Origin of the sequence: Baekduia sp. (assembly GCF_035318805.1) — a bacterium.
In the GTDB taxonomy this organism is placed as follows: Bacteria; Actinomycetota; Thermoleophilia; order Solirubrobacterales; family Solirubrobacteraceae; genus Baekduia.
This window is the reverse complement of record NZ_DATHDY010000142.1, coordinates 1-20,108: the sequence shown is the minus strand read 5'-3', so window position 1 is coordinate 20,108 and position 20,108 is coordinate 1. Positions and strand designations below refer to the sequence as shown.

Genomic DNA, 20,108 nt, shown 5'->3' with positions numbered 1-20,108 from the left:
TCTGCTGTGCCGCCATGCCGGCGGCAGCCGTGTACATGCCTTCAAGCATTTATGTCCGGGTCTCCTGGGAAGGAGGGGATCAGGAGCTCCGGCTTCCACCAACGGGTGGTCCAGCCGATCGGAGGTCCTCTGTCTCCCCGGGTGATCGGCAAGGGGCGAACGGACTTGAGCAGGCACCGCAACGGGCGTTTCACCGCGGACGGGCCGGGACGTCCGCCTTCAGGGGTGCCGTAGGCGGCCAGCGAGGCCGAGGCCCACGACGGCCAGCCGTCGCCGCCGGAGGTGGGTCCCCAGTCGCGATAGCGACACGGTCTCCTAGCCGGGGAGGTTGCCGACCTGGGTCGCTGCCTGTTGCAGCGACTGGTCGATCGTCTGGATGGCCTTCTGGCCGGCCTCGAAGGCGCGGAGCGAGGCCATCATGTCGACCATGGTGCGCCCGGCGTCGACGCCGGATCCTTCGAGCGCGCCCGACTGGACCTCGCCCTTGGCGGTGCCCGCGGCGGTGCCGGTGAAGAGGGCGTCGCCCTGCTTGCTGACCCCGGTCAGCGCGAACGCGCCGACCTTGGTGGTGTCGACGGTGCCGTCGGCGGCGACCTTGACCGGCTTGCGGTCGGTGCCGAGCACCGGGTTGCCGAGCTGGTCGGTGAGCGTGCCGGTGCCGTCGGACTTGAACGAGCCGTCGCGCGTGTAGCGGACGCCCTTGGCGGTCTGCACGGCGAAGTACCCGGGCCCGGCGATGCCGAGGTCCAGGGGCTCGCCGGTGTCGCGCAGCCCTTCGGGCGACAGGTCGGTGACCGTCTTGGTGATCAGCGGGCCCTGGCCGAGCCGGCCCACGGTCTGGCCGGTCTTGGTGTTGGACAGCAGCAGGTCGGAGAACGACCGCTGCTGCGACCGGTCCGACTTGTAGCCGGGGGTGGCCGCGTTGGCCATGTCGTTGGCGATCTGGTCCTGTCGGACCATCTCGGCGACCATGCCGGCGGCGGCGATGTAGAGCCCGCGTTCCATGCTCACCGGTACGTCGGCCGTCGAGGGCCGGACTTGAGGGACCTCCCGACGTGCGAACCTGTGGGTCGCCTTGGCCGCTCCGGTGAATCTCGTGCTGCTGCGGGGGATCCTCCCCGACCTCCCGCTCTCGCCGGGCACGGTGGTGCACGCGCGGGTGCTCGACGCGCGGACGCTCGTGCTCTCCGGCGTGCGGCTGGCCGCACAGCTGCCCGACGGCGTCGAGCCCGGGCAGCGCCTGCGGCTCCGCGTCGAGGAGGCCAGCGCCGACCGCGTGCACCTGCGCGTCGTCGAGCAGGCCCAGCCGCCGGCCGAGCAGGCGCCGGCGGTCCCGCCGTCGGCCTACGAGGTGGCGCTGCCGGGCGGCGCGGTCGCGCGGGTGCACGTGGAGGAGCGCGAGGAGGCCGAGGCCGCGCGGCGCGGCGCCGGCGAGGTCCGCTCGGTGGTCGTCCGCTACGACTCGCCGACGCTCGGGCGGCTCGACGTGCGGCTGGACCGCAGCGCGGCGGCGGTCCACGTGAGCGCCGGCGAGCCGGCCGACACGGTTCGCGGCGCGGCCGAGGTGCTGCGCGACGCGCTGGCGCGCGTGACCGGCGGGCCGGTCCAGGTCACCGTCCATCCGCGGTCAGAGACGCTCGATGTCCGGGCGTAAGGGCCCGAAGCGGGCCGCGGCGCTGCGCTACGACCCGCAGGCCGGCGGTGCGCCGAAGGTGGTCGCGGTGGGCGCCGGGACGATCGCGGAGCGGATCGTCGAGCTGGCCCGCGAGCAGGGCGTCCCGGTGCGCGAGGAGCCCGCGCTGGCCGAGGCCCTGGCGCGACTCGAGCTCGAGCAGGAGATCCCGCCCGAGCTCTTCGTCGCGGTGGCCGAGGTCCTGGTGTGGGCCTACGGCCTTGAAGCGAAGCGTCGTCCTACGGCCCCCCGCTAGACGACCCGTCCCGCCCAGCCGTTCCGTTCTAGGCGACGGCCTGGAACAGCGGCGCGTCGTCGTCGAGCTGGGTGCGCAGCGTCTTCTTGAGCTGGCCGTGGATCTGGCAGACGCGCGACTCGCTGACGCCGAGGATCTCGCCGATCTCGGCCAGCGTCATGTTCTTGACGTACAGCAGGACCGCGACCTCGCGCTCGCGCTGCGGCAGGCGGGAGAAGGCCTCGCGGAACTTGTCCTTGGCCTGCTCCTTGGCGGCTGCGTGCAGCGGGTCGGCCGAGGGGTCGGTGGAGGCGATGGTGTCGATGCGCTCGATCGTCGTCTCGTCGTCGCTGAGGACCAGCGTGTTCAGCGAGGTGAGGTCGGACTGCGTGATCTCGTCGCGGCGCTTGCGCAGCTCGGCGACGGTGGTGCCCATCGAGGCGGCCAGCTCGGTGTTGTCGGGCCGGCGGCCGTGCAGCGTGGTGAACTCGTCGGCGGCGCGCTCGATGTCGCGCTCCCAGCGGCGGACGGAGCGCGGCGCCCAGTCCTGGCGGCGCAGCTCGTCGAGGACCGCGCCGTGGATGCGGGTCCAGGCGTACTGCTCGAGCGTGGCGCCCTTGGCCGGGTCGTAGCGCTCGATCGACTGGATGAGCGCCTCGAGGCCGCAGGAGATGAAGTCCTCGACCTCGCAGCGGGCCGGCATCTCGCGGACCTTCTTGTAGACGATGTACTTGACCAGCGGGGCGAAGGTGAGCACGAGACGATCACGGACGGCGCGGTCGTTCGTACGGCGGTATTCCTTCCAGAGGGCGAGGGTGTCCTCGGAAGAGAGGCGGCGCTTCGAGGTCTGGGCGGTGGCGAGGCTCACGGGGCTGCTCCTTGGTGCGGGGGGACGCTGGGTGTATCGGGCAGCCCCCGAACCTTCCGCATCCCCGTAAGTCGGTATCGGACCCTCGACGTGCGTCCATCGGTGTCCTCCCCAGTTCTGGTGAGGCCGCGGCTCGAACCTCCATCGACTGCGCTCAAAGCTGTGCATGGCTGCCGATCGGTCTTGACGCGCGCCCGTGAGCGGACCGCCGCCGGCCCGCGCGCCCGGCCGCCGGCGGCGACGTCGGGTCTCAACTCCACTGGGCACCGGCCGACGACCGGAGTGGCGGCCCATCCCGCCCTCCATCCCCTCCAAGGAGCCTTCAGCACCCATGGCGCTTCGCCTTGTCGCGCCGGTCGACGGACCGGCTGCACCCCAGAACTCCGCCGCTCGCGCGCCCCTCACGGGTGCGGCCGCCGTCGCCCAGGTCACCAACCGCGCCGCCGGCCTGCTCGCCGCGCGCGACCTCGCCGGCTGGCGCGGGCTCGTCTCCGCCGCCGCCGAGCTCCCGGACGTCCACGACCGCTACCACGCGCGCCGCCTGCTGATCGAGTCGACGCTGGCGCAGCGCGCCGCGTCGCCCGCCGCCACCGCCGAGGCGTTCCTCGCCGGCTCGGTCGCCGCCGTCGAGGCGCTCGAGGACGAGCCGCGCGAGCCCGTCCTCCTGAACCTCGCGGGCGTCCTGCTGTACGAGCTCGGCGCCGTCGTCGCCGCCGAGGCGCTCTTCCGCGGCGCCCAGCGCCTCGACCCCCAGCTGGGCGACGTCGCCGCCAACCTGCGCGAATGCGCCCGCCGGCGCAAGCAGGGCACGAGCACGCCCGAGGGCCTGCCCGCCCCGGTCCTGCGCGCGCTGCGCGACCTCGGGCCGCGCGCCCAGCGCGCCGCCCAGCGCGCCGTCCCCGCCGAGGGCCAGACCGTCAGCCTCTGCATGATCGTCAAGGACGAGGAGGCCATGCTGCCGCGCTGCCTGGCCGCCGTCGCCGAGCACGTCGACGAGCTGATCGTGGTCGACACGGGCTCCACCGACGGCACGGTCGCGATCGCCGAGTCCTTCGGCGCGAGGATCCTGCATCACGAGTGGGACGGCGACTTCGCCGCCGCCCGCAACGTCGGCCTGGACGTCGCCACGAGCGACTGGCTCATGTACCTCGACGCCGACGAGGTGCTCGTCGAGGGTGACGGCCCGCGCCTGCGCGAGCTGCTCGGGCGCACGTGGCGTGAGGGCTTCTGGCTCACCGAGACCAACCACGTCGGCGAGATGGAGGACGGCGCGTCGGTCGCCCACAACGCGCTGCGGCTGTTCAGGAACCGCCCGGAGTACCGCTTCGAGGGCCGCGTCCACGAGCAGTTCGCCCACCGCCTGCCAGCCCTGCCCGAGCGCATCGAGCCCTCGCCGGTCCGCGTGGACCACTACGGCTACCTCGGCGCCGTGCGCGACTCGAAGGAGAAGTCGCGCCGCAACCTGGAGCTCCTGGAGCGGCAGGTCGCCGAGGGCGTCGACACGCCGTTCCTGCACTTCAACCTCGGCTCGGAGCGCGCCGCCGCGGGCGACGTGGCCGGCTCGCTGGCCCACCTGGAGCGCGCGTGGGCCAAGCTGGAGAGCGACCCCGAGCGCCTGGAGTACGGCTACTTCCCGTCGCTGTCGGCGCGCTGGGTCAAGGCGCTGAACGCCAACCACCGCTACGCCGACGCCCTCGCCGCCGGCGAGACGGTCCTCGACCTGCTGCCCGGCTTCACCGACGTGGTGCTCGAGCAGGCGATGGCCCACCGCGGCCTGGGCGACACCGACGCCGCGGTCGCGTTCTTCGAGCGCTGCATCGCGATGGGCGACGCCCCGTCGAAGTACAGCGCGACCGTCGGCGCCGGCACGTTCCACGCGCGCAACCTCCTCTCCGAGGTGCTGATCGTCCTCGGCCGCCTCGACGAGGCCGAGGAGCACCTGCGCCACGTCCTCGAGCACCACCCGGCGTTCGTCGGCGCCGTGGAGCCCTACGCCCGTGTGCTGCTGCGCCGTGGCCGGCCGGCCGCCGAGGTCGCGGAGCTGATCCGCGCCAAGGTCCCGGCGCCCACGCCGAGCCAGCGCTTCCTGATCGCCGTCCCGTTCTACGAGGTCGGCGCGGTCGCCGAGGCCGAGGCCGAGCTGCGCGGCGTCCTCGACGCCCAGCCCGGCGCCCACGCCGCCCGCGTGGCGCTCGCCGAGGCGCTGCTGTCGCAGGGCCGGCTGGCCGACGCCGCGGTCGCCGCGCTCGCCGTGCCGGCCGACGCGCCCCACGCGCCCGCGGCCGCCCGCACCGCGCTCTTCGCCCGCCTCGCGGCGGGCGCGGACGCGCCGCTGGTCGACGAGGCGTTCGCCTTCGCCCGCGCCGCCGGCGCGCCCGCCGACGAGCTGGCGGCGTTTCACTGCTGGCGCGGCGCGACGGTCGCGCCCGACGCGGTCCCGGCCACGGCGGCGCCGCTGGTCGCCACGATGCTCGAGGCGCTTGCGCGCCTGGAGGACTTCGACGGCTTCGAGCGCCTCGCGGTGGTCGTGGAGTCGCTCGCCCTGCCCTGGCGCGAGCAGCGCGAGGTGATGGCCACCGTCTACCTGCGCCGCGGGTTCCACGAGTCGGCCGCACGCGAGTGGATCGGCGTCGTCGAGCGGCAGGGCCCGGACGAGCGGGCGATGCTCGGCCTCGCCCAGCTCGCCGAGCTCCAGGGCCTCGACGACGATGCGCGGCTCATGCGCGACGAGGCCGCGACCCTGCGCGCGGCCGCCTGATCGGCGTGTCCTCCGCCGTTGCCCGTCGCGAGCGGACGATCGGCCGATCGTCCAGGCCCGCGCTCAAGCGCCTCCCCACGGCACCGATGACCGGAGAGACAGGGGCAGGTGGCTCAGGGACGAGCCTGCAGGACTTCGAAAGGACCGGAATGGACATCGACGCGACCAACGGGATCGGCGCCAGTGCGCTTCCCGGCCCGCTGCGGGCCGTAGGGAGCGAGCGAGTGGACGATTCCGGCGAGTTCGCGAGGGTGTTCGATCTGGCCGATGCGCGCCGCCGCCGGATGACCGGTCCGGACCGGATCCCGGAGGAGGTGTGGGACGACATCTCCCGCGCCGGGCAGCTCGCCGACGACCTGGCGGAGCGCGGCCAGCAGGTGCGGTTCGACACGCACCGGCTGACCAACCGCGTCGTCGCGTCGCTGTGCGACAGCGACGGCCGCACGCTGCGGCCGGTCTCCCTCGGGGAGATCCTCGGCGCCGAGCCCGATCCCGACCCCGCTCCGGCGGCCTAGCTCATGGCCGGCATCCAGCTCAGCGGCCTGGTCTCGGGGCTCGACACCGCCTCGATCATCGACCAGCTCATGTCGATCGAGCGCACGCCGCGCACGAAGATCACGCTCGACCAGAGCGCGACCACCAAGCGCCAGAGCCTCCTGCAGGACATCAGCACCAAGCTGACGGCGCTCAAGACCGCCAACGACGACCTGAAGTCGAGCCTGACGTGGCTCGACACGCAGTCGGTCGAGAGCGGCGACAGCACGAAGCTCACCATCACCCGCACCGGCGGCGCGCCTCCCGGCGGCTACGACGTCTCGATCACCCAGCTCGCCACCGCCGAGCGCGCGACCTACGACTGGCAGGACCTCGCGGCCGACGGACCGCTGCAGATCCTCAACAAGGACGGCACGCCGCGGGCGTCGATCGACCTCAAGGCGGGCGCGACCGTCGACGACGCCGTCGCCGCGATCAACGCCAGCACCGACACCAACGTCTACGCGGTCAACGTCAACGGCGACCTCGTCCTGGCCGCCAAGTCGACCGGCGACGGGAGCGGCTTCTCCGTGACCGGCGCCGGCGCCGAGACCGAGCGGGTCGCGGGCCTCAACGCCAAGCTGACCATCAACGGCGCCACCGTCGAGCGCCAGACCAACACGATCACCGACGCCCTGCCGGGCGTGACGCTCACCCTCAAGGGCAAGACGTCGGGCACGAACACCATCGGCGTCACGGTCGGCACGCCCGGGCCCGACAAGGACGCGATCACCCAGAAGGCCCAGTCCTTCATCACGGCCTACAACGCGCTGGTCACGGCCACGCGCGCCGACCTCGACGAGAAGCGCGTGCCCGGCGCGACCACCTCGACCGACATCCAGAGGGGCACGCTCTTCGGCGACTCGGGCCTGTCGAGCATGCTCACGAGCTTCCGCTCGGCGATCTCGGCGCCGATCGCGGGCCTGACGGGCCTGACGTCGCTCGCCGACCTCGGGATCAGCACCGGCGCCGCCAACACCGGGACGACGGTCAACCAGGACGCCGTGGACGGCAAGCTCACGCTCGACACCGCCAAGCTCTCGGCCGCGCTGGACAGCAACCCGCTCGGCGTGCGCAAGCTGCTTGGCGGCCTGAGCGGCACAGACGGCTTCTCCCAGGCCTTCTCCGCCGTCATCGCGCCGCTGCAGGGCACCGGCGGGATCCTCGACTCGCGCATCACCGCCGCCACCAAGGACCTCAGCGACATCAAGGACAGGCTGGACACCTTCGATGCTCGCATGGACACCAAGCAGGCGATGTACCAGAAGCAGTTCACCGCCTTGGAGACCGCGCTGCAGAAGAGCCAGACGGTCGGCACCAGCCTGGCCAGCTACATCTCGTCCATGTCGGCCTGAGCACTCAAGACCGTGTCCCGTTCGGCGATTGAAGAGTACGTCCCCCTCCCTCGGAAGCGAAGCGCATGAACCCCTACGCCAGCCCTCAGGCCTACCGTGAGAGCGCGGTCCTGACCGCCACCCCCGAACAGCTCGTCGTGATGCTCTACGACGGTGCCGTGCGCTTCCTGCGCCAGGCGGAGGTCGCGATGAGCGAGGGCGCCTTCCTGCACAGCTACGAGAAGCTCGGCCGCGGCGAGGCCATCATCGACGAGCTGATCGCCACGTTGAACATGGACATCGGCGAGATCGCCGAGCGCCTGCAGGCCATCTACATCTTCCAGAAGCGGACGCTCATCGAAGCGCGCGTCCAGCGCAGCTCCGAGAAGATCGGGCAGGTCGTCGCGCTGCTCGTCAGCCTGCGCGAGGCGTGGGCCAAGCTGGCCGAGCAGGCCGCCGCCCAGGCCCCGGCGTCGGCGTGAGCGCCCGGCTGTTCGCCGGCCTCGCCGCCCTCGCGCGCGAGGAGCACGCGCTGGTCACCGACGAGCGCTTCGACGAGCTCGCCGCGCTCGACGCCCGGCGCGACGTCCTGATGGCGTCGCTGCCGCCGACCGCGCCGCCGGAGGCGCTCGCCGACCTCCGCGAGGCCGCGCGCCTCCAGGGCCTGGTCACCGCGGCCCTGCGCGACGCGCGGGAGGCCACCGGCGCCGAGCTGCTGCGCCTGCGCAAGGTCCGCACCGGCGTGCAGGCCTACGCCGCCGGAACCGGCGCGCCCGCCGCTCCGCGCTCCGCATTCGACGCGGCTGGCTGAGCCGCGTCCAGGCCTGGACGGATTCTGGACGGGAACCTCAAGCGCCCGACCGTTCGGCCGAGAACGGTGAGTGGGTCGCCATGGTCGGCGACGGAGGAACGCCCATGGACGGGCTGGCAGCGCCCAACCCCACACGTCCATGGAACTCTTCGACACCACGCAGATCGGCCTCGAACGCTCCCTCTCCGGAGCGTCCTTGAGGCAGGAGGCGATCGCCGCGAACGTCGCGAACGTCAACACGCCCGGCTACCGCCGGCAGGACGTCGACTTCGCCTCGGCGCTGTCGGCCGCCTGGGACGGCGGCACCGACGCCGTCGAGCAGGTGCAGCCGGCGATGCAGACCGACCAGAGCGCGGTGGTCCGCGCCGACGGCAGCTCCGTCGACATCGACGTCGAGTCCGCCGCCCAGGCCAAGAACGGCCTGCAGTACGAGGCCGTCGCCCAGGTCATCAAGGCGCGCACCGCGATCCTGCGCTCCGCGATCGGCATCGGCTGATGGGCCTCTTCGACGCGATCGACGTCACCGGGTCCGGCCTCACGGCCGAGCGCCTGCGGATGGACGTCACCGCCGAGAACCTCGCCAACGCGCAGACCACCAAGGGCGCCGACGGCCAGCCCTACCGCCGCAAGGAGGTCGTGCTCCAGCAGGCCGGCGGGGGCTCGTCCTTCGGGTCCGCGCTCTCGGTCGCCATGGGCCGCGGCTCGGGCAGCCAGGTCAGCGGCGTGCAGGTCACCGGCATCGTCGAGGACCAGACCGACTTGAAGCGCATCTACGACCCGGGCCACCCGGACGCCGACAAGGAGGGCTACGTGACCATGCCCAACGTCAACACCGTCACCGAGATGACCGACCTCATCTCGAGCTCCCGCGCCTACGAGGCGAACGTCACGGCGATGCAGACCGCCAAGACGATGTTCACCAAGACGCTCGACATCCTGCGCTGATGCCGATCGATCCCTCCATGGCGATCAAGGGCATCACCGGCGGGGTGGGCGGGGACGAGTTCAATGTAGGCGCGCTCGACGGCACGCCGACCGCCCCCGAGACCGCCCCCGCCGGCCCCAGCTTCGGGTCGATGCTCGGCGATCAGCTCAGCTCGCTCGAGAAGACCCAGAACCAAGCCGCGGACGCCTCGCGTTCGCTGGCCGACGGCACCGCGTCCGATCCCTCCTCGGCCGTCATCGCCGTCGAACGCGCGCAGCTGTCCATGCAGCTCGCGTCGCAGCTCCGCACCAAGGGCGTAGAAGCCCTCCAGGACCTCCTCCACACGCAGGTCTAGCTCAGTCCCCGACTGGAGCCCCTCCCTCCAATGGCTCTCCTGAACTCCATGAGCACGCGCGGCAAGATCACGCTCGCCGCCTGCGCCCTCGGCTTCCTCGCCGCCGCGCTGATCATCGTCAAGATGGCCGGCGCGCCGTCCTACACGACGGTCATGACCGGCGTCGACCCCTCCAAGACGGCGCAGATCACGTCGGCGCTGACCGCCGCGGGTGTGCCCTTCGAGCTGCAGAACGGCGGCACCGCCGTCGCCGTGCAGAAGGGCAAGGAGACGGCCGCCAACGTCGCGCTGGCCACGAAGGGCCTCAACTCGGGCACTACGCAGCCGGGCTTCGAGATCCTCGACAAGCAGAAGCTGGGCGCTTCCAGCCAGCAGCAGCAGATCGCCTACCAGCGCGGCCTGGAGGGCACGATCGCCAACACGATCGGCCAGATCCAGGGCGGCGGCGGCGCGCAGGTCCACCTGACGCTCGCCCAGGACAACCTCTTCGCCGACGAGTCGCGCGGGGCCACCGCCGCGGTGCTCCTGCCGCAGGACAGCTCGGGCATGGACCCGAGCTCGGTCCGCGGCATCGCCAACCTCGTCGCGTCCTCGGTCCCGGGCCTCAAGGCCCAGCAGGTCACGATCACCGACGGCACCGGCACGATGCTGTGGCCGACCGGCGACGGCGGCGACGGCGCCACGGGCGGCATGCCGGCCAAGGCCGCCGCGGAGAACCGCTACAACTCGCAGCTCGAGTCCTCGCTGAACGCGATGCTCGTCCAGACGCTGGGCGCCGGCAAGGCCCAGGTCCAGGTCCACTCCGACCTCAACGTCGACAAGGTCGACGAGCAGCAGCTGACCTACGGCAAGACGGGCGTGCCGCTGACCGAGAAGAAGACGGTCGAGTCGCTGAAGGGGACCGGCGCCACGGCCGCCGGCACCTCGGGCAGCGCGAGCAACCTGCCCGGCTACGCCGCCAACGGCGGGTCCGGCAGCGGCAACAACGACTACAAGAACACGACGACCGACCGCAACCTCGGCGTCGACAAGACGGTGACCAAGACCACCAAGGCCGCCGGCGCCGTCAACCGCATGGACGTCGCGGTGATCCTCGACAAGTCGGTGCAGCTCAAGGGCGGGCAGCTCGCGGCGCTGAAGGCGAGCATCGCCTCGGCCGCGGGCCTGCAGATCCAGGCCCGTAAGGACACGCTCGCGGTCACCACCGGCCTCGCCTTCGCGACGGTGCCGACCGCTGCGGCCAAGGGCGGCCCGATCCCCGCGGCCTTCGCCGGCATCCTCAAGGGCGTGGGCATCGGCCTCGGCGCCCTGCTGTTCCTCTTCTTCGTGACGCGCCACCTGCGCCGCCGCGAGCGGGAGGCCCTCACCGACGAGCCGTCGTGGCTGAAGTCGCTGGAGGCCCAGCAGGCCAGGCAGATCATGCCGATGCCGGACTTCGGCCCCGATCCGGCCACGGAGGTTGCGATCGCGACGGCCGACCCGCGGCGCCAGCACCTCGACAGCGTCATCCACGAGGAGCCCGAGCGCGTCGCCGCTCACCTGCGGACGTGGATCACGGAGGACAGCAAGTGAGCCTCGTGACGCGCTCCGCGTCCGCGAACCTCACGGGTCGCCAGAAGGCCGCCGTCTTCCTCATCACCGTCGGCTCGACCCGCGCCGCCGACGTCCTGAAGTTCCTCAGCGAGCGCGAGATCGAGGCTCTTTCGGCCGAGATGGCGTCGCTGTGGCGCGTCAAGGCCGAGACCGCCGACGCCGTCGTCCAGGAGCTCGCGGAGAGCTTCGACAGCCAGAGCGAGTTCGCGATGGGCGGCCCCGAGTTCGCCCGCGAGGTCCTCGAGCACCTGCTCGGCGCCACGCGCGCCGAGGAGATCCTGGGCCAGATCACCGCGCAGGCCGAGCTGCGGCCCTTCGACTTCCTGCGCCGCACGCCGCCCGAGCAGATCGCCACGTTCCTCGCCGACGAGTCGCCGCAGACGATCGCGCTCGTGGTCGCCTCCCTACACACGACGCTCGGCGCCAAGGTGCTCGCCGGCCTGGCGCCCGAGGTGCAGGCCAACGTCGCGATGCGCATCGCGACGATGGAGGACACCAACCCGGGCGTCGTCGAGGACGTCGAGCGCGGGCTGCGGCTCAAGCTCTCCAACGTCCTGACCCAGGAGTTCTCGCAGGCCGGCGGCGTCGACTCGCTTGCCGAGCTGCTCAACCGCGCCGGACGCTCCACCGAGCGCACCGTGCTCGAGGCGATCGCCGAGACCGACGGCGAGCTGGCCGACGAGATCCGCCAGAAGCTCTTCACCTTCGACGACATCGTCGTCCTGGCCGACCGCGACATCCAGCTCCTGCTGCGCGAGGTCGACCAGAAGGACCTCGGGCTGGCGCTGCGCGGCGTCGCCGACGAGGTCAAGGACACCATCTTCCGCAACATGTCGACCCGCGGGTCCGAGATGCTCCAGGAGGACCTGGACACGGGCAAGCCGCAGCGCCGTGCGGTCGTCGAGGAGGCCCAAAGCCGCATCGTCGGCGCCATCCGCCGGCTCGAGGACGCCGGGGCGATCACCATCGGCCGCGGCGAAGACGGCGAAGCCTCCGAGGACGACATCATCTGATGCGGAGCTTCGAGCTTCCCGCCCTCGAGGCTCCCGAGGGCCTGGCGCCGTTCGGCGCGCCGGAGCCTCCGCGGCCCGCCGTCGACCTCGCCGCCGAGGTCGCCGCCGCGCGCGCCGAGGGGCACGAGGCCGGCTTCCAGGCCGGGCTCGTCGAGGCCCAGCAGCACATGGCTGCGGGCGTCGCGGCGCTGCGAGCCGCCGTCGCGGGCGTCGAGGCCGAGCGCAACCACCTGTCTTCCGCCGTCGAGGCCGCCGCCGTCGAGCTGGGGCTGCGCATCGCCGAGCAGGCGCTGCACGCCACCGTCGAGGCCAAGCCCGATGCCGTGGTCGACGTCGTCCGCGGCGCGCTGCGGCGCCTGGTCGAGCGCGACCGCGTCTCCGTCCTCGTGCACCCCGACGACCTCGACCTCGTGCGCACCGCGTCCGAGGGCCTGGTCGCCGAGCTGGGCGGCATCGAGCACTGCGAGGTCCAGGCCGAGCGGCGGGTCGCCCGCGGCGGGGCCATCGTGCGCACCGTCGAGGGCGAGGTCGACGCCACGCTGGCGACCAAGCTCGCGCGGGCCCGCGAAGTGCTGGAAGACGAGCTGCGCACCAATGCCTGAGGCCGCCCTCCTGGAGCGCGTGTCCGAGCTGGGCCGCGCCGTCGGCCGCGCCGACCTGCACCGCCGCCGCGGGCGCGTGATGGACCTGATCGGCCTGATCGTCGAGGCCACCGGTCTTGAGGCCGAAGTCGGCGAGGTCTGCCGCATCCGCAGCCAGCGCTCTGGGCAGGATCGACATCGCGGCGAAGTCTGCGAGGTGCGCACCGGCCGCGACTCGGTCACCGGCGGCTGGACCTCCATCCCGGCCGAGGTCGTGGGCTTCCGCTCGGGCCGCACCCTGCTGATGCCCCTGGGCGACATGCACGGGATCGGCCCGGGGGACGTCGTCACCGCCACCGGCAAGCGCGTCTCGGTCGCCATCGGCACCGAGTTGCTGGGCCGCGTGCTCGACGGCCTGGGCAACCCGATCGACGGCGGTCCGTCGCTGGACGCGCTGTCGCAGCGGCCGATCGTCGGCTCGCCGCCGTCCCCGCTGGAGCGCCCGCGCATCACCGACCGCGTGACCCTGGGCGTCCGCGCGCTCGACTCGCTCGTGCCGTGCGGCCGCGGCCAGCGGCTCGGCATCTTCGCCGGCTCCGGCGTCGGCAAGTCCTCGCTGCTGGGCATGATCGCCCGGTCGACGTCGGCCGACATCAACGTCATCTGCCTCGTCGGCGAGCGTGGCCGCGAGGTCCGTGAGTTCATCGACCGCGACCTCGGCGCGGCCATCGACCGCTCGGTCGTCGTCGTCGCGACCTCCGACCAGCCGGCGCTCGTGCGCATCAAGGCGGCGCTGACCGCCACGGCCATCGCCGAGCACTTCCGCGACCAGGGCGCCGACGTCATGTTGATGATGGACTCGGTGACGAGATTCGCGATGGCCCAACGAGAAGTGGGGTTGGCCATCGGCGAGCCGCCCGCCACGCGCGGCTACACGCCCTCGGTCTTCGCGCTGCTGCCCAAGCTCCTGGAGCGGTCGGGCACGAGCCCCGACGGATCGATCACCGCGTTGTACACCGTGTTGGTCGACGGCGACGACATGAACGAGCCCGTCGCCGACGCCGTGCGGTCGATCCTCGACGGCCACATCGTCCTCACGCGCGAGCTCGCGCACGCCGGCCACTACCCCGCGATCGACGTGCTGCAGTCCGTCTCGCGCCTCGAGCGCGAGATCGGCTCGCCCGACGTGCTCGAGGGCGCCACGCGCCTGCGCTCTCTGCTGGCCGCCTACCGCGACAAGCGCGACCTGATCGCCATCGGCGCCTACGAGCGCGGCAGCGATCCGGTGACCGACAAGGCGATCGACCTCAAGGACGCCATCGACGGCTTCCTCAAGCAGCGCCCCGACGAGGCCGTCCCCGGGCCCGACTCCGACGACCAGCTGCTGCGCACCGTCGGGGTCATCGGCGCCACCGTGGGCGAGCTGGCGGCCGACATGGCCGAGTCCGCCGGGCCGGGCGTGGTGCCCGCCTTCGACGCGGGGTTGGACCCGATCGCGCCGACCGGACCGTCCGCCATCCCGCCGCTGAACCTCGCGGTCTAATACCGCGTCCGACAGCCGTCCAGCACGCTCAACGCCACGCCCTTGCGACCGACCACCCAGAACGAGATGTCTGCTCCCTTTCGATTCGGCCTTCAGCGTGTGCGCGAGATCCGCGCCCACGACGAGGATCAGGCGAAGGAGGCCTTCGCGGCCAGCCTCAACGAGCGCGTGCGCGGCGAGGCCACCCTGCGCGCCGCCGAGTCCCGCCTGACCGAGGCCAAGCAGGAGGGCGTCGTCTCCGCCCTCGGACCGCTGACCGGCGCGACGCTGATGTCCCGCCAGGCCTGGGTCGAGCGCCTCGAGCGCTCCCGCGACGACGCCGCCGTGCGCATGTCGGGCTACGACGCCGACCTGGCCCGCAGCCGCGAGTCGCTCACCGACGCGAGCCGTGCGCGCGAGGTGCTCGACAAGCTCGAGGAGCGCCAGCGCGCGGAGCACCGCACGGCCGCCGCGCGCGTCGAGAGCGCCGAGCTCGACGAGATGGGCCTGCGCGCCTTCTCCCGCCAGAGGGCCGCATGAGCGTCGCGTCGATCGGCGACCGCGTCGCCCAGCTCCAGCAGCACGTCGCCGCCATGACCGGTGCGCCGGCCGCCGCCGACGCGGCCGCGTCTACGACCTTCTCCCAGGCGCTGCAGACCGCGCAGGGCGCGACGGCGACGCCGGCGAGCCTGGCCGCCGGAGCGCCGACGCAGTACGACGCGCAGATCACCGCGGCGGCCACCAAGTACGGCCTGGACCCCGCGCTCCTGAAGGGCCTCATCCGCCAGGAGTCCAACTTCGACGCGTCGGCGCAGTCGCCGGCCGGCGCCCAGGGCCTGACCCAGCTGATGCCCGGCACCGCGGCCTCGCTGGGCGTGGACGCCGCCGATCCGGCGCAGGCCATCGACGGCGGCGCCCGCTACCTCAAGGCGCAGCTCGACCGCTTCGGCAACGACCCGTCCAAGGCGCTGGCGGCCTACAACGCCGGCCCCGGCGCGGTCGCGAGGTTCGGCGGCGTGCCGCCCTACGCCGAGACCCAGGCCTACGTGCAGAAGGTGCTCGGCTACGCCGCCGGGTACGGCAGCGCCGCCCCGACGACCCTCGCCGCGACCTCCGCGGTGCCCGCCGCGACCGTGCCGGTGTCGGCCGCCTCGCTGGCCGGCGTCGCATCGCCCTCCCTCGACTACTCCACCCTCTGATGCAACCGACCACGATCACCCCGCCGACCGGGCGGGTGGATGCTCCGAGGAGCAGTCCACCGCCCGGATCGAGCCCCGAGGGCTTCGCCGCCCTCCTCGACCAGACCACGGCCCGGACCGCAGCTGCGGAAGGCCCCCAGACCCGCCCGGCCCGCGCCGAGGCGTCGCGCCGCCGCCCGCAGGATCCCGCGCCTCAGGACGCGGCGACCACCGCCGGGGCGGCGGTCGCCGACCCCGCCACCGAGGTCGCGCCGACCGCGCCGAGCGCGCCGAGCGCGCCGACCGCGGCACCGCCGGCTCCCGAGGAGCGTCCGGCCAGCGCCGACGGCCAGGCAGCGCCCGCGGGCGCTGCGCTGGACCTCGACGCGCCGCCCACGCTCTACACCGCCACCGACGCGACGGCCATGGGCGCCGCCGTGCTCCCCGGCCTGCCCGACCCGACGGTCGCGGCTGCGGCACCGGCTGCGCCCGGCGTCCCCGCTGCCGCCACCCCCGCTGCGCCCGGCACCCCCGGCACGCCGGTCGCGCCCGGCACCCCGAGCGCACCCGTCGTCTCCGGCGTCCCCGTGTCGCCCGCCGACCTGCAGGTCACCGACCCCGAGGGCGACGTGCCCGCCGGCGCGACGTCCGGCGCCCCGGCCGGCGCCATCGCGATCCCCACCGACCTGCTCGCCGCCAAGACCGGCGCCGACGCCCAGGGCAAGGATCAGGACCGGCAGGACGGCGCCCCCGACCTCGCCCAGCTGCTGAAGGGCGCCACGCCCGATCCCGCCGCCGCGGCGGCGACGCCGGCGGCCGCGCCCGCACCCGCGCACGCGGCCGCGCCGCCCGACGCCTCCGCCTCCCCGGTGCCCGCACCGACCGTTGCGCCGCCCGTGCTCGCCCAGCCGGCGGCCACGCCGCTCACGGCCGTCCCGACCGCGGCTGGGACCCCGCAGCTCACCCGGAGCTCGGTCGTCGCGGCCGCCGATCGCGTCCAGGACCTCGTGCGCATCGCGACGACGCGCAACGGCGGCGCCCGCGCGCTGCTGCAGCTCAAGCCGGCCGAGCTCGGCGCCGTCGACGTGCACCTGCGCACCACGCGCGAGGGCCTCGTCGCCACGATCGCCGCGCACGACCAGGCCGGCCTCGACGCCCTCCAGCAGGCCGGTGGCGAACTGCGCCGCACGCTCGAGGACCGCGGCGTGCAGCTGCACCGCCTCGACCTCCAGCTCGGCGCCGGCCAGGGCGGCTTCGGCAACCGCGCCGACGCGCGCCAGGCCAGCTCGGGGAGCCGGAGCGCCGGGCGCCCGGACGCCCTGGGCCTCGGCGACGAGGCCGACGACGACTTGATCCTGGCCACCGTGTCGACGAGCACGCCCGCGGGCGCGCTCGTGGACGTCCAGGCCTAACCCACACACGGACGAGGACGGACCCTCATGTCGAGCACCAGCGGTATCGACAACACCTACACCAACCCCGCCTACCAGGTGGGCGACAAGACGCCCAGCTCGTCGCTGGACAAGAACGGGTTCCTGAAGATGCTCACCGAGCAGATCAAGAACCAGGACCCGACGTCGGGGCAGGATCCCAACCAGTACTTCCAGACCATCTCGCAGATGACCACGGTCGAGCAGCTGACCAACCTGGCCCAGCAGTCGGTCACCCAGCTGGCCCAGGCCGCCAACAGCAACGCGACGTCGCTCATCGGCCGCACCGTCAGCTACATCGGCAAGGACGGCCTGCCCGTCAGCGGCGTGGTCGACGCCGTCGACCTGACAGGCAAGACCGGACCCCGGCTGTCGGTCGCGGGCGTCGCCGGCATCGACCCGACCGTGCTCACCACGGTGAAGTAGTGAGCAACGCGTTCAACCCCGCGTTGGTCCCGCCCGGCGTCTCTGCGCCGACGCGGGTCGGCGCCCGGACGCAGCCCGTACGGCCATCCGTCCAGGCGCCTCAAGGACCCGCGTTCGCGGACGTCCTACAGGAGCAGACGGGCACGCAGCCCGTCCAGTTCTCCAAGCACGCCGTCCAGCGTCTGGAGCGTCGCAACCTCGCCGTGGACTCGGCGTCGATGCAGCGTCTCCAGGACGGGGTCGACCGAGCCGCGGGCAAGGGTGCCCGTGACGCGGTGGTCCTCGTGGACGACACGGCATTCGTGGTCTCGGTCCGCAACCGCACGGTCATCACAGCCGTCGGCACCGACCAGATGAAGGACCACGTGTTCACCAACATCGACAGCGCCGTCATCGCCTGAGGCGCAGCAGCACCAGCGGTACCGAAAACGGATTTTCACCCACCCGGCTGGACCCCCATGGGGAAGCCGGAGGACCTCACAGGAGCCTCCAAATGATTCGCGGCATGTACTCGGCCATCTCCGGCCTGCGCACCCACCAGACGATGCTGGACGTCACGGCCAACAACCTGGCCAACGTCAACACCGTCGGCTACAAGTCCTCGCGGACCACCTTCAAGGACCAGCTGCAGCAGACGCTGTACGGCGGGTCCGCCGAGGGTCCCAACACGGGCGGCACCAACGCGGCGCAGGTCGGCCTCGGCGTGCAGCTCGGCTCGGTCGACGCCGTCATGGCGCCCGGCTCGATGCAGTCCACCGGCAACCCGCTCGACGTCGCCATCCAGGGCGAGGGGTGGTTCCGCGTCGGCGCCGGCGACCCGTCGACCACGCCGGCCACGATGCCCACCGAGATGAACTACACCCGCGCGGGCAACTTCATCCGCAACGACCAGGGCTACCTCGTGACCCCCGAGGGCCTCTATGTCATGGGCCGCGACAAGACCACGACGCCCAACACCGACGCCTACATCCAGATCCCCGGCGGCGCCACCGGCGTGGCCGTGGGCCCCGACGGCGCGGTCAGCTACGTCCCGGCCGGCGGCGGCAGCCGCACCACGGCCGGCACGATCGGGCTGGCGAAGTTCCCCAACGACGAGGGCCTGCTGCGGCTGTCGGGCAACCGCTGGGCGGCGCACCCGGCCGCCGGCATCGAGAACGTCGGCACGCCGGACGGCTCGACCTTCGGCTCGACGATGGGCGGCATGCTGGAGATGTCCAACGTCGACCTGGCGTCGGAGTTCACCAACATGATCGTCGCGCAGCGCGGGTTCCAGGCGAACTCGCGCGTCATCTCGACCGCCGACGAGATGCTCCAGGACCTGGTCAACCTCAAGCACTAGCCCTCCGAGGGCAGCGGGGCCGTGGCACGGCCGCCCGCGCAAAGGCGGAGGGCCTTTGCTCGGGCGGGCGTGACACGGCCCCGACACGTCCAGCGACGCAGGAGCCATCCCATGATCCAGCTGCACAAGCTCTCGCACGAGCGCGAGCCGTTCCATCTCAACCCCGACCTGATCGAGCGCGTCGACGCGTCGCCCGACTGCCACGTGACGCTCACGACCGGCACGCGCATCGCCGTCTGCGAGACCGAGGACCAGGTCGTCGCCAAGGTCCGCACGTGGCGCGTCGACGTCCTGGCGCAGGCCATGCGCCTCGCCGGCTGACCCGGCCGCCGATCGGTCTCAAGAGCGGCCCGGAGGCGGCCGATCACCGGGCAAGACCTTCTAACCCGGAGTTCGCATGTCCGAAGAGACCCTCTCCCGCCAGCTCGTCGTGTTCTCGCTCGGCGACGAGGAGTATGCGCTGCCCATCACCCAGGTCCACGAGATCATCCGGTTCACCGAGCCGCGGTCGGTGGCCTCGTCGGACCCCAGCGTCCGCGGCGTGATCTCCCTGCGCGGCAAGATCCTCCCGGTCTACGACCTCGCGACCCGCCTCGGCGTGGAGCACTCCGACGTCGCGGAGGCCAAGATCGTCATCGTCGAGACCGGTGACGACATGGCCGGCGTCGTCGTCGACGACGTCGAAGAGGTCATCACCGTCGACGCGAGCCAGCTCGACGAGGCGCCGACCGCCGGGGGTCGCGCCATCGACGGCATCGTCAAGATCGGCGACCGCCTCGTCGTGCTCCTGGACCCCGAGGGCATCGTCGGCGCCGTCCCCACCGCGCCGGCCGCCGACGCCGCGCCCGACGAGGCCGCCGACGGCGTGCGCACCGCCGCCTGAGCCACGTGCCGGCGCTCGCCCCCCGCACCGCCAAGCCGTCGCGGATCCTCGTCGCCGACGACTCCACGTTCATGCGCCGCCTGCTCACGCAGGCGCTGCGCGACGCGGGGTTCGAGGTCGTGGGGCAGGCCGCCGACGGCGACGAGGCCCTCTCCCTGTACCGGGAGCTGCGCCCCGACGCCATGACGCTGGACCTCGCCATGCCCGGTATGGACGGGATCGGCGTCCTGCGCGCGCTGCGCGGCGAACGCTCCTCGCTCCCCGTCGTCGTGGTCTCGGCGTTCTCGCCGGCGCACGGCGCCCGCGCCGTCGACGCCCTCGCCGAGGGCGCCTTCGACCTCGTCGCCAAGCCCGCCTTCGGCGAGCCGCTGGAGCAGTTCGTCAGCGCCCTGCGCGAGAAGGTCACGCAAGCCGCCACCGCGGGCCCGGGCGCCACGATTGCCGCGCCGCTCCGCCTGCTCGGCTCCCGCGCCGGCGCCTCGGGCGTCGCCCGCCTGCGCGCCCGCCGCGCGCCGGCCGCCTCCCGCAAGGTCCTCCTGATCGCCACCTCGACCGGCGGCCCGCGCGCCCTGGCCGAGCTGGTCCCCGCGCTGCCGTCGCCGCTGGGCGCGGGCGGGATGATCGTCCAGCACATGCCGGCCGGGTTCACGG

At 73.1% G+C, this 20,108-nt stretch carries 25 protein-coding genes; 23 read left to right on the top strand and 2 right to left on the bottom strand.

Annotated elements, in window-relative coordinates; genetic code table 11:
- Positions 1 to 315 precede the first annotated feature (315 nt).
- Positions 316 to 1,005 carry a flagellar hook-basal body protein gene (locus tag VK501_RS28665; RefSeq protein ID WP_324343482.1) on the bottom strand — a complete coding sequence of 230 codons (690 nt, stop codon included), beginning with the start codon at positions 1,003 to 1,005 and terminating at the stop codon, positions 316 to 318.
- Between the two features lie 82 nt (positions 1,006 to 1,087).
- Between VK501_RS28665 and VK501_RS28660 the strand changes: the two genes are divergently transcribed.
- Positions 1,088 to 1,654: a hypothetical protein gene (locus VK501_RS28660; RefSeq protein ID WP_324343481.1), complete on the top strand. Its 567-nt coding sequence runs from the start codon at positions 1,088 to 1,090 to the stop codon at positions 1,652 to 1,654.
- Positions 1,641 to 1,928: an EscU/YscU/HrcU family type III secretion system export apparatus switch protein gene (locus VK501_RS28655; RefSeq protein ID WP_324343480.1), complete on the top strand. Its 288-nt coding sequence runs from the start codon at positions 1,641 to 1,643 to the stop codon at positions 1,926 to 1,928. Before VK501_RS28660 ends, VK501_RS28655 begins: the two co-directional genes overlap by 14 nt.
- 28 nt (positions 1,929 to 1,956) lie before the next feature.
- On the opposite strand, the gene VK501_RS28650 is transcribed toward VK501_RS28655, so the two are convergent.
- A complete protein-coding gene (locus VK501_RS28650; protein WP_324343479.1) occupies positions 1,957 to 2,775 on the bottom strand; it encodes a FliA/WhiG family RNA polymerase sigma factor in 819 nt (272 codons plus the stop codon).
- 331 nt (positions 2,776 to 3,106) lie between these two features.
- On the opposite strand from VK501_RS28650, the gene VK501_RS28645 reads away from it, so the two are divergent.
- The 21 genes from VK501_RS28645 to VK501_RS28545 all read left to right on the top strand — a co-directional run.
- Positions 3,107 to 5,533: a tetratricopeptide repeat-containing glycosyltransferase family 2 protein gene (locus VK501_RS28645; RefSeq protein WP_324343478.1), complete on the top strand. Its 2,427-nt coding sequence runs from the start codon at positions 3,107 to 3,109 to the stop codon at positions 5,531 to 5,533.
- A gap of 149 nt (positions 5,534 to 5,682) precedes the next feature.
- Complete coding sequence (locus VK501_RS28640) at positions 5,683 to 6,048, top strand: hypothetical protein (RefSeq protein ID WP_324343477.1); 366 nt, start codon at positions 5,683 to 5,685, stop codon at positions 6,046 to 6,048.
- A gap of 3 nt (positions 6,049 to 6,051) precedes the next feature.
- Positions 6,052 to 7,422: a flagellar filament capping protein FliD gene (gene fliD / locus VK501_RS28635; protein ID WP_324343476.1), complete on the top strand. Its 1,371-nt coding sequence runs from the start codon at positions 6,052 to 6,054 to the stop codon at positions 7,420 to 7,422.
- Positions 7,423 to 7,487: 65 nt separating this feature from the next.
- The gene (gene fliS, locus VK501_RS28630; protein WP_324343475.1) at positions 7,488 to 7,883 is read left to right on the top strand and encodes a flagellar export chaperone FliS; all 396 of its coding nucleotides are present in this window, start codon (positions 7,488 to 7,490) and stop codon (positions 7,881 to 7,883) included.
- Entirely contained in the window at positions 7,880 to 8,212 is a 333-nt protein-coding gene (locus tag VK501_RS28625) for a hypothetical protein (RefSeq protein WP_324343474.1), read from the top strand. The genes fliS and VK501_RS28625 overlap by 4 nt, the downstream gene beginning before the upstream one ends.
- Positions 8,213 to 8,351: 139 nt before the next feature.
- Positions 8,352 to 8,708 (top strand): flagellar basal body rod protein FlgB, encoded by a 357-nt coding sequence (flgB, locus tag VK501_RS28620; RefSeq protein WP_324343473.1) that lies wholly within the window; start codon positions 8,352 to 8,354, stop codon positions 8,706 to 8,708.
- Complete coding sequence (flgC, locus tag VK501_RS28615; protein WP_324343472.1) at positions 8,708 to 9,157, top strand: flagellar basal body rod protein FlgC; 450 nt, start codon at positions 8,708 to 8,710, stop codon at positions 9,155 to 9,157. Before flgB ends, flgC begins: the two co-directional genes overlap by 1 nt.
- The gene (locus VK501_RS28610) at positions 9,157 to 9,492 is read left to right on the top strand and encodes a flagellar hook-basal body complex protein FliE (protein ID WP_324343471.1); all 336 of its coding nucleotides are present in this window, start codon (positions 9,157 to 9,159) and stop codon (positions 9,490 to 9,492) included. The genes flgC and VK501_RS28610 overlap by 1 nt, the downstream gene beginning before the upstream one ends.
- A gap of 30 nt (positions 9,493 to 9,522) precedes the next feature.
- Entirely contained in the window at positions 9,523 to 11,064 is a 1,542-nt protein-coding gene (gene fliF / locus VK501_RS28605) for a flagellar basal-body MS-ring/collar protein FliF (protein WP_324343470.1), read from the top strand.
- Positions 11,061 to 12,098, top strand: a complete 1,038-nt coding sequence (gene fliG / locus VK501_RS28600) for a flagellar motor switch protein FliG (RefSeq protein WP_324343469.1) — start codon at positions 11,061 to 11,063, stop codon at positions 12,096 to 12,098. Before fliF ends, fliG begins: the two co-directional genes overlap by 4 nt.
- The gene (locus VK501_RS28595; protein ID WP_324343468.1) at positions 12,098 to 12,700 is read left to right on the top strand and encodes a FliH/SctL family protein; all 603 of its coding nucleotides are present in this window, start codon (positions 12,098 to 12,100) and stop codon (positions 12,698 to 12,700) included. Before fliG ends, VK501_RS28595 begins: the two co-directional genes overlap by 1 nt.
- Positions 12,693 to 14,222: a FliI/YscN family ATPase gene (locus VK501_RS28590; RefSeq protein WP_324343467.1), complete on the top strand. Its 1,530-nt coding sequence runs from the start codon at positions 12,693 to 12,695 to the stop codon at positions 14,220 to 14,222. Before VK501_RS28595 ends, VK501_RS28590 begins: the two co-directional genes overlap by 8 nt.
- 66 nt (positions 14,223 to 14,288) lie before the next feature.
- Positions 14,289 to 14,741: a flagellar export protein FliJ gene (gene fliJ / locus VK501_RS28585; protein WP_324343466.1), complete on the top strand. Its 453-nt coding sequence runs from the start codon at positions 14,289 to 14,291 to the stop codon at positions 14,739 to 14,741.
- Positions 14,738 to 15,400, top strand: a complete 663-nt coding sequence (locus VK501_RS28580) for a lytic transglycosylase domain-containing protein (protein ID WP_324343465.1) — start codon at positions 14,738 to 14,740, stop codon at positions 15,398 to 15,400. Before fliJ ends, VK501_RS28580 begins: the two co-directional genes overlap by 4 nt.
- Complete coding sequence (locus VK501_RS28575) at positions 15,400 to 16,791, top strand: flagellar hook-length control protein FliK (protein WP_324343464.1); 1,392 nt, start codon at positions 15,400 to 15,402, stop codon at positions 16,789 to 16,791. Before VK501_RS28580 ends, VK501_RS28575 begins: the two co-directional genes overlap by 1 nt.
- Before the next feature lie 27 nt (positions 16,792 to 16,818).
- On the top strand, positions 16,819 to 17,235 hold the full coding sequence (locus VK501_RS28570; RefSeq protein ID WP_324343463.1) for a flagellar hook assembly protein FlgD: 417 nt from the start codon (positions 16,819 to 16,821) through the stop codon (positions 17,233 to 17,235).
- Entirely contained in the window at positions 17,235 to 17,636 is a 402-nt protein-coding gene (locus VK501_RS28565; RefSeq protein ID WP_324343462.1) for a TIGR02530 family flagellar biosynthesis protein, read from the top strand. Before VK501_RS28570 ends, VK501_RS28565 begins: the two co-directional genes overlap by 1 nt.
- Positions 17,637 to 17,728: 92 nt before the next feature.
- Complete coding sequence (locus VK501_RS28560; RefSeq protein WP_349261083.1) at positions 17,729 to 18,574, top strand: flagellar hook-basal body complex protein; 846 nt, start codon at positions 17,729 to 17,731, stop codon at positions 18,572 to 18,574.
- Between the two features lie 111 nt (positions 18,575 to 18,685).
- Entirely contained in the window at positions 18,686 to 18,895 is a 210-nt protein-coding gene (locus VK501_RS28555) for a flagellar FlbD family protein (RefSeq protein WP_324343460.1), read from the top strand.
- Between the two features lie 76 nt (positions 18,896 to 18,971).
- Entirely contained in the window at positions 18,972 to 19,457 is a 486-nt protein-coding gene (locus VK501_RS28550; RefSeq protein ID WP_324343459.1) for a chemotaxis protein CheW, read from the top strand.
- 5 nt (positions 19,458 to 19,462) lie between these two features.
- Positions 19,463 to 20,108 (top strand): response regulator (locus VK501_RS28545; protein WP_324343458.1); only part of this gene is annotated, 646 nt, incomplete at its 3' end.